This is a genomic window from Deinococcus aerius (genome assembly GCF_002897375.1).
Lineage (GTDB): Bacteria > Deinococcota > Deinococci > Deinococcales > Deinococcaceae > Deinococcus > Deinococcus aerius.
Map to the genome: position 1 here is coordinate 128,522 of NZ_BFAG01000014.1, position 6,090 is coordinate 134,611.

The following is a 6,090-nucleotide window of genomic DNA, read 5'->3' on the forward strand; positions in this document are numbered from 1 at the left end:
CCCTCTCAGGGCCAGCGTAGACACCCTGGATGTGAACGTGCGGTCACTCCGCCCAGCGTCCCTTTGCACCGAACTCACATCCGCCCACACTCCTTTTAAACGCCCTGGGACAATCTCCTCCAAACCTTCAGACTGTCTTCTTGGGCCTAGTCATCCCGTTCCCTCCAGCCACGCCAGGGCCGTCCCCACCACCTCCCGCGGCACGGTGTGCGGTCCGTGGAATTCGAGGTAGGCCACGTCATAGCCCGCCCCGCGGAGTTCGGGCACGATCACCTGGCTACAGCGGTCGATGGGAAGCACCCTGTCCCCGTCGCCGTGTGAGACGAAGATGCGGGGGGCGCCGACCTGCGCGGCGGGGGCCATGAAGCCGGGCGAGAAGGCCAGCAGGTGGGTGAACAGGTCCCCATTTCCCAGCCCCAGCGAGAGGGCGTAGGAGGCGCCGTCGGAAAAGCCCTCCAGCACGATCCGGCCCGGGTCCACCGCGTACCGCCCGAATACCCAAGTCAGCGCCCGGTCGATGAACGCCACGTCGGGGCCGTACCCGCCCAGGATTACGTCCCAGGTGCGGCGGCGCGACTCGGGGGCGAGGAGCAGCAGGCCGTGGGCGTCAGCGTGGTCGAGCAGCGGGGCCAGCGCGTGCCGGGCCTCGCCCCCCGCCCCGTGCAGCATGACGACGAGGGGGAGGGGCTGGGTGAGCGGAAGACCCTCGGGCACATAGAGCAGGGCGTCACGGCCCCCGTCCAGACCGAGGGCTTGCAGGCCGCGCGCTCCCGAAACCTGAACGCCCTGAGCTGGTCGCGCGGTGAGTCGGCCCTCCGGTTCCTGTTGTCTTCCTCCCGCCACCACAGCCCCCCTCTGCCGTTCGCCCCGGCATTGTCCGGCACCTGGTGGAGTGGCAGGGACGACCTGGGTGAAGGTGGACTTGAAGTCGGGCACACCTCTGCCTCGGCGCCGCCGCCTAGCCTGCGGTATGACCGACAAGGGGAACGAGGCCGAGCGGATGCAGGAAGCCTACGCCGAGCGTCAGGAGCGCGAGCAGGAGACGGGTATCACGAGCGCCGGGGGTGCGGGCAGCACGGGCACGCCGGGCAACACCGAGGCGGGCGCGGAGACCACCGACGCGGTGGACGGCGGCGAACGCTCCGGGGCCACCGAGAGCTGACGGGCGAGGGACGGGAGGGGGCCGCCCACCTGTCCGGGTGCAGCCCCCTCCCCTCCTCACCCCAGCAAGTCTCCGATCGCCTGCACGGTGCGCCAATTGCGAACGGTGGCGGGTTGTCGCAGGGGGGCGAGGTCCAGCCTGCTCTGCCCCAGCCCGTTGGGGGTGTGTAGGTAGAGTTCGCGGCCCGAGCATTCCCAGGTGTCCTCCCCGAAGACGCGGGCGCGCAGGGCGTGCAGCCGGTCGGGTTCAGGTTCATGGTGCAGGAAGGCGACGTGAACCTTTGTGCCGTCCGCCTCCGCCTGGGCCGGGTAGGGATTGCGGGGAGCGAGGGTCGCCCATTCCACCGCACTGCGGAGCATCACGTCCACCGGGAAGCCGAAATCCCGCCGGATGGCCCGCTCGATGGCCTCCCGCTCGGGGGACTCGGCCCCGAAGACGACGTTGCCGCTCTGAACGTACGTCCTGACCTCCGAGAAGCCCAGGCGCTCGAAGGTGGCCCTCAGGTCCTTCATGGGCACCCGGTGGTGGCCACCCACGTTGATGCCGCGCAGCAGGGCGACGTGTCGCATGAACGCATTCTTTCAGACCGCCCGAAGGGAAGGCGCGTCACACCCTGCTATCCTCGCCGGATGCGTCACCTCGTGAGAATGCTGGCCCTTTCCGTCACGCTGCTGGGCCTGTCGGAGGCCGCCACGGCGGTCACGACCACCTCGGCCAACTTGCGGCGCGCGCCGGGCACGAATGCGCGCGTGCTGGGCGTTGTTCCGGGGGGCACATTGCTGCTCGTCGCCTGCCAGGGCGAGTGGTGCCGGACCACCTACGGGGCGCGGGCGGGGTACGTGGCCCGTTCGCTCGTGCGTCCCGTGACCGGAAGCGCGAGACTGGCGGGGCAGGGCACCGTGTACTACCGCTCCTGCGCGGCGATGCGGGCGGCGGGCGCGGCCCCCATCCGGCTGGGGCGCCCCGGTTACCGCACCGGCCTGGACCGCAACCACAACAGCGTGGCCTGCGACAACGGCGACTGACGTTCGGGGAACTGAGGGGCAGCCCCTCTTACTGGCGAAACAGCTTCAACTATTCCCCGCACCCCTGCGCCTCCATCTGCTCCAGCCGCACGAAGCGCAACGCCGCCGAGTTGATGCAGTACCGCAGGCTGCCGTGTTCCTGTGGCCCATCGGGAAAGACATGCCCCAGGTGCGAGTCGGCGAGGGCCGAGCGGACCTCCGTGCCGGGGGAGCCGACCTTGTCGTCGGTGTTCTCGGTCAGGTTTGCGTCGGGGACCGGGCGGGTGAACGAGGGCCAGCCGCAGCCCGCGTCGTACTTGTCGAGGGAGCTGAACAGGGGCTCGCCGGACACCCCTTCCACGTGGATGCCGGGCTCGTCGTGGTCCCAGTATTCGCTGGTAAAGGCCCGCTCGGTGCCCTTCTGCTGGGTGACGCGGTACTGCATGGGGGTGAGCCGCTCGCGCAGTTCCTCGTCGCCGGGCTTGACGAAGGGGGGCCTCGGGGGGTCATGGGGCGAGTGGAGGGCCGGGGGCGGGCCGGGATGGGTGAGTTCCCCTCCCCGAATACCTGCTCGGCGCAATAGCCCACCCATCTCTTGCTCTGTTTTTTAAAGTAGTTTAGAATAACCCCATGACGCTCTTCACCCCCTCCTCTCCCGACAAGCTGCGGGTGGACATCTGGTCGGACATTGCCTGCCCGTGGTGCTATGTCGGCAAGCGGCGCTTCGAGGCGGCCCTGTCTGGCTTCCCTCACCGCGATCAGGTCGAGGTCGTGTGGCATTCGTTCGAGCTGGACCCCTCGGCGTCCGCGCGGCCGGGGCAGTCCATGCGGGCCATCCTGGCGGGCAAGTACGGCGGCGGCGAGGCCCGGGCGCAGGGGATGCTGGACTCCATGACCCAGACGGCGGCGGGCGAGGGGCTGGAGTATCACTTCGAGCGCCTCCAGCCCACGAACACCTTCCAGGCCCACCAGCTCATCCACCTCGCGGCGGAAAAAGGCGTGCAGGACGCCATGAAGGAGCGCCTGCTGCGGGCCTTTTTTGTCGAGGGCGAGTTCCTGGGCGACCGGGAGGTCCTGGTGCGGCTCGCCTCGGAGGTCGGCCTGGAGGCGGGCGAGGTGCGCGCGGCGCTGGAGAGCGGCCAGTACGCCCAGGCCGTGCGGCGGGACGAGGCGCAGGCCCACGCGCTCGGCATCAGCGGCGTGCCTTTCTTCGTGCTGGGCGGCAAGTACGGGGTGAGCGGCGCCCAGTCCCCGGAGGTGCTGCGGAGTGCGCTGGAGCAGGTGTGGGCCGAGACGCACCCGGCGCCCCTGACCCTGCTCACGTCGGATACCCCGGCGGAAGCCTGCGAGGACGGCCAGTGCGCGGTGCCGGGGCGGGCAGCGGCGGAGACGCGCGGCTAACTCCGGCTCCCCAGGAACCACCGCAGGAGCATTTGGGTCAGGACCAGCACGGTGGCAAAGCCCAGCGCCGGGAGTGGCGCCCGCACCCCGAACAGGGCCACGCCCGCCAGCAGCGCGATCAGGGCACTCGCGGCGAGGCGCATCTGCCCCGGGTTCCCCGCCTGAAGCCGCAACAACCACCCCAACCCCACCAGACCCGCGCAGACTACGATCAGGTCGAGCGGGTCCCGCCTTTCCAGCCAGGTCAGGACGAGCAGGGCGGCGGCGGACAGGAGGAAGATCAGGGCGGGCCGCAACTCAGCGGCTCCAGACGTCGCAGCGGTGCTCCTGCCGGAAATCGGTGCGCTCGCCGATGAAGGCGGGCTGGAAGGTCAGGAGGTTGTTCCGGGCCGGGTCGAAACGGGGCCACTCGGGCAACCCCCCGGCATTCGGGTTGCCGAAGCGGGCGAAGTTGGCCCAGTAGGCGCGCATCGTGCGGGCGAGGTCAGCCTGGGCGGGCGTGAACTTCGCGGGGTCCGCCAGCCCCTCCAGCCGGGTGCCGAACACGCTGATGATCTCGGCGGCGTGGTAGGCGCCGTAACTCGGCACGCTCGCGGTGGGCCTCAGCTCGATGGGGGCCGTCCGGTCGCGGAACTCATAGGCGTACACCGGCGTCACCCGGGCGAGGTGGCGGGTGATGTCGTTCACCGGGCAGGCGAAGAGGCCGTCCGTCACCAGGGCGGAGGCAGCGAGGCCCACCGTGTCGTAATTCCGGGTGGGATAGTTGGCGAGGACGCGGGGCGTGTTCCACCCCTCCAGCACGGCCACCAGGCCCCAGAACTGCCACAGGGGAATGTCCCTGCCGTTCTGCGCGAGGGGCGCGACGAAGAGGGTGCCCTCGTCGAGGTTGCTGCCGATGAGGACGGGGACCCGGTTAACCTGGCCACTGGCAAAGGCCTCCCCCGGCGAGCGGGGCAGCACCGCGTCCCCGTACACGGGCGGGAGGGCGACCGAGCCCGGGGCGCGGCGGCCCGGAACGGGGGTGTTCAGCAGCCGCTCGGCGGGAACGGCCCGCAGGCAGGCGGCGTCCCCCTCCGGGCAGCCCAGGGCGCGGGCGTAGTCGGCCCCCGTCTTCAAGGCCTCAACGAGGGGCGCCGTGTTGATCTCCGGCGTGCAGGGCCCGCTCTGGAGGATCGCCTTGTCGAAGAGGCCCGCCGCCACGGGCGAGGTGAGCTGGTCGCACACGCTCATGCCGCCCGCCGACTCCCCAAAGACGGTCACATTGGCGGGGTCGCCCCCGAAGGCCGCCGCGTTCGCCCGCACCCAGCGCAGCGCGGCTTGCTGGTCGAGGAGGCCGTAGTTTCCGACCGTCCGCCCCTCCAGGAGTCCCGGCGCGGCGAGGAAGCCCAGCGCCCCCAGGCGGTAGTTGACGGTCACCACGACCACCCCCTGCTCGCGGGCGAGGACCCGGCCGTCGTAGTCGCTGCCCGCCCCGCTGCGGAAGGAGCCGCCGTGAATCCAGACCATCACCGGGGCGCGGGTGGCGGTCGCGGGGGCGTACACGTTGAGGGAGAGGCAGTCCTCCGACCCGCGCGTGCCGCTGCCCCCGATCAGCGCCCGCTGGAGGCACACGTCACCCGGCCGGGACGCGTCCCGCTCGCCTACCCAGATCGGGGCGGGCTCGGGGGGCCGCCACCGCCGCTCTCCCACCGGGGGCGCCGCGTAGGGGACGCCCTGCCACACCCGCACCCCGGCGTCCTGTCGGCCCACCAGGGTGCCCGAGGTGACCTGGGTGCGGACGGGAAAACCGGGCGCGGCGGGCGGGGCCGACTGGGTGGTGGGCGGCACGGCCGGGGCGGGCGCGGTGGTGTCCTGCGCCCCGGCGACCGTGAGCAAAGCGGCGGTGAGCAGGCTGAGCGTGCGCGTCATGCGCTCAGCGTAGGGAGCCGGGCAGGCCGAGTCTATGGGAAGGGCTTCAGGCGGGGTTGGGGGTCAGGCCGGGCTGTGGGGCGGGGCCCTCATCGTCGCTGGGGGCGGAGGCGGGGCCGTCGAGCGTGCCGCCCGCCAGCACCGTCTGCACGTCCTCGCCCGTCAGCGACTCGCGGGCCATCAGGGCGTCGGTCAGGCGGTGCAGCACGTGGGCGTGTTCGGTGAGCAGGGCGACCGCCCGCTCGTACTGGGCGTTGAGGATGCGCGCGAGTTCCGAGTCGATGCGTTCGGCGGTGTGGTCGCTGTAGACCCCCTGCTGCGGGCCGTAGCCCAGGTACCCCGCGCTCTCCTGCGCGAGCGCGAGCTGCCCGACCTCGCTCATGCCCCACTCGGTCACCATCCGCCGCGCCAGGCTCGTCGCCTGCTGGAAGTCATTTGCCGCGCCCGTCGTGACCTGCCCGGTGGCGACCTCCTCCGCCGCGTGCCCGGCGAGCGCCACGCAGATGCGGTCGAGCAGCGCCGCCTTCGTCAGGTGCATGCGGTCCTCGGGCGTGTACAGCGCCGACCCCAGCGAGCGCCCCCGCGGAACGATGGTCAGCTTGTGTGCCTTGTCCG

8 protein-coding genes and 1 pseudogene are annotated in these 6,090 nt (G+C 71.4%); 3 read left to right on the forward strand and 6 right to left on the reverse strand.

Going from position 1 to position 6,090, the window contains the following annotated elements:
• Nucleotides 1–150 precede the first annotated feature (150 nt).
• Complete coding sequence (locus tag DAERI_RS17800) at nt 151–843, reverse strand: alpha/beta hydrolase (protein WP_201262785.1); 693 nt, start codon at nt 841–843, stop codon at nt 151–153.
• Nucleotides 844–970: 127 nt separating this feature from the next.
• Between DAERI_RS17800 and DAERI_RS17805 the strand changes: the two genes are divergently transcribed.
• On the forward strand, nt 971–1,162 hold the full coding sequence (locus DAERI_RS17805; RefSeq protein WP_103130783.1) for a hypothetical protein: 192 nt from the start codon (nt 971–973) through the stop codon (nt 1,160–1,162).
• Nucleotides 1,163–1,218: 56 nt separating this feature from the next.
• On the opposite strand, the gene DAERI_RS17810 is transcribed toward DAERI_RS17805, so the two are convergent.
• On the reverse strand, nt 1,219–1,731 hold the full coding sequence (locus tag DAERI_RS17810; protein ID WP_103130784.1) for a DUF1697 domain-containing protein: 513 nt from the start codon (nt 1,729–1,731) through the stop codon (nt 1,219–1,221).
• A gap of 60 nt (nt 1,732–1,791) precedes the next feature.
• Between DAERI_RS17810 and DAERI_RS17815 the strand changes: the two genes are divergently transcribed.
• Complete coding sequence (locus DAERI_RS17815) at nt 1,792–2,187, forward strand: excalibur calcium-binding domain-containing protein (protein ID WP_103130785.1); 396 nt, start codon at nt 1,792–1,794, stop codon at nt 2,185–2,187.
• Nucleotides 2,188–2,236: 49 nt separating this feature from the next.
• Here DAERI_RS17815 and msrB read toward each other — a convergent pair whose 3' ends face one another.
• Nucleotides 2,237–2,746 (reverse strand): peptide-methionine (R)-S-oxide reductase MsrB, encoded by a 510-nt coding sequence (msrB, locus tag DAERI_RS17820; RefSeq protein WP_268806554.1) that lies wholly within the window; start codon nt 2,744–2,746, stop codon nt 2,237–2,239.
• A 50-nt stretch (nt 2,747–2,796) separates the two neighbouring features.
• On the opposite strand from msrB, the gene DAERI_RS17825 reads away from it, so the two are divergent.
• Nucleotides 2,797–3,567 carry a DsbA family oxidoreductase gene (locus DAERI_RS17825; RefSeq protein WP_103130787.1) on the forward strand — a complete coding sequence of 257 codons (771 nt, stop codon included), beginning with the start codon at nt 2,797–2,799 and terminating at the stop codon, nt 3,565–3,567.
• Here DAERI_RS17825 and DAERI_RS17830 read toward each other — a convergent pair.
• From DAERI_RS17830 to DAERI_RS17840, 3 genes and pseudogenes are all read right to left on the reverse strand, one after another.
• Nucleotides 3,564–3,863 (reverse strand): hypothetical protein, encoded by a 300-nt coding sequence (locus tag DAERI_RS17830; protein ID WP_103130788.1) that lies wholly within the window; start codon nt 3,861–3,863, stop codon nt 3,564–3,566. The two genes, DAERI_RS17825 and DAERI_RS17830, sit on opposite strands and share 4 nt — an antisense overlap.
• A 1-nt stretch (nt 3,864) precedes the next feature.
• Nucleotides 3,865–5,475, reverse strand: coding sequence for a carboxylesterase/lipase family protein (locus DAERI_RS17835; protein WP_103130789.1), 1,611 nt, complete (start codon nt 5,473–5,475; stop codon nt 3,865–3,867).
• A gap of 46 nt (nt 5,476–5,521) precedes the next feature.
• Nucleotides 5,522–6,090 (reverse strand): annotated as a pseudogene (locus tag DAERI_RS17840) (ATP-dependent zinc metalloprotease FtsH); the annotation flags it as partial.

What these genes read in the sequence shown, in the direction of transcription:
- DAERI_RS17805 (WP_103130783.1), top strand. Translation starts at nt 971, where the DNA reads ATGACCGACAAGGGGAACGAGGCCGAGCGGATGCAGGAAGCCTACGCC.
- DAERI_RS17810 (WP_103130784.1), bottom strand. Translation starts at nt 1,731, where the DNA reads ATGCGACACGTCGCCCTGCTGCGCGGCATCAACGTGGGTGGCCACCAC.
- DAERI_RS17815 (WP_103130785.1), top strand. Translation starts at nt 1,792, where the DNA reads ATGCGTCACCTCGTGAGAATGCTGGCCCTTTCCGTCACGCTGCTGGGC.
- DAERI_RS17825 (WP_103130787.1), top strand. Translation starts at nt 2,797, where the DNA reads ATGACGCTCTTCACCCCCTCCTCTCCCGACAAGCTGCGGGTGGACATC.
- DAERI_RS17835 (WP_103130789.1), bottom strand. Translation starts at nt 5,475, where the DNA reads ATGACGCGCACGCTCAGCCTGCTCACCGCCGCTTTGCTCACGGTCGCC.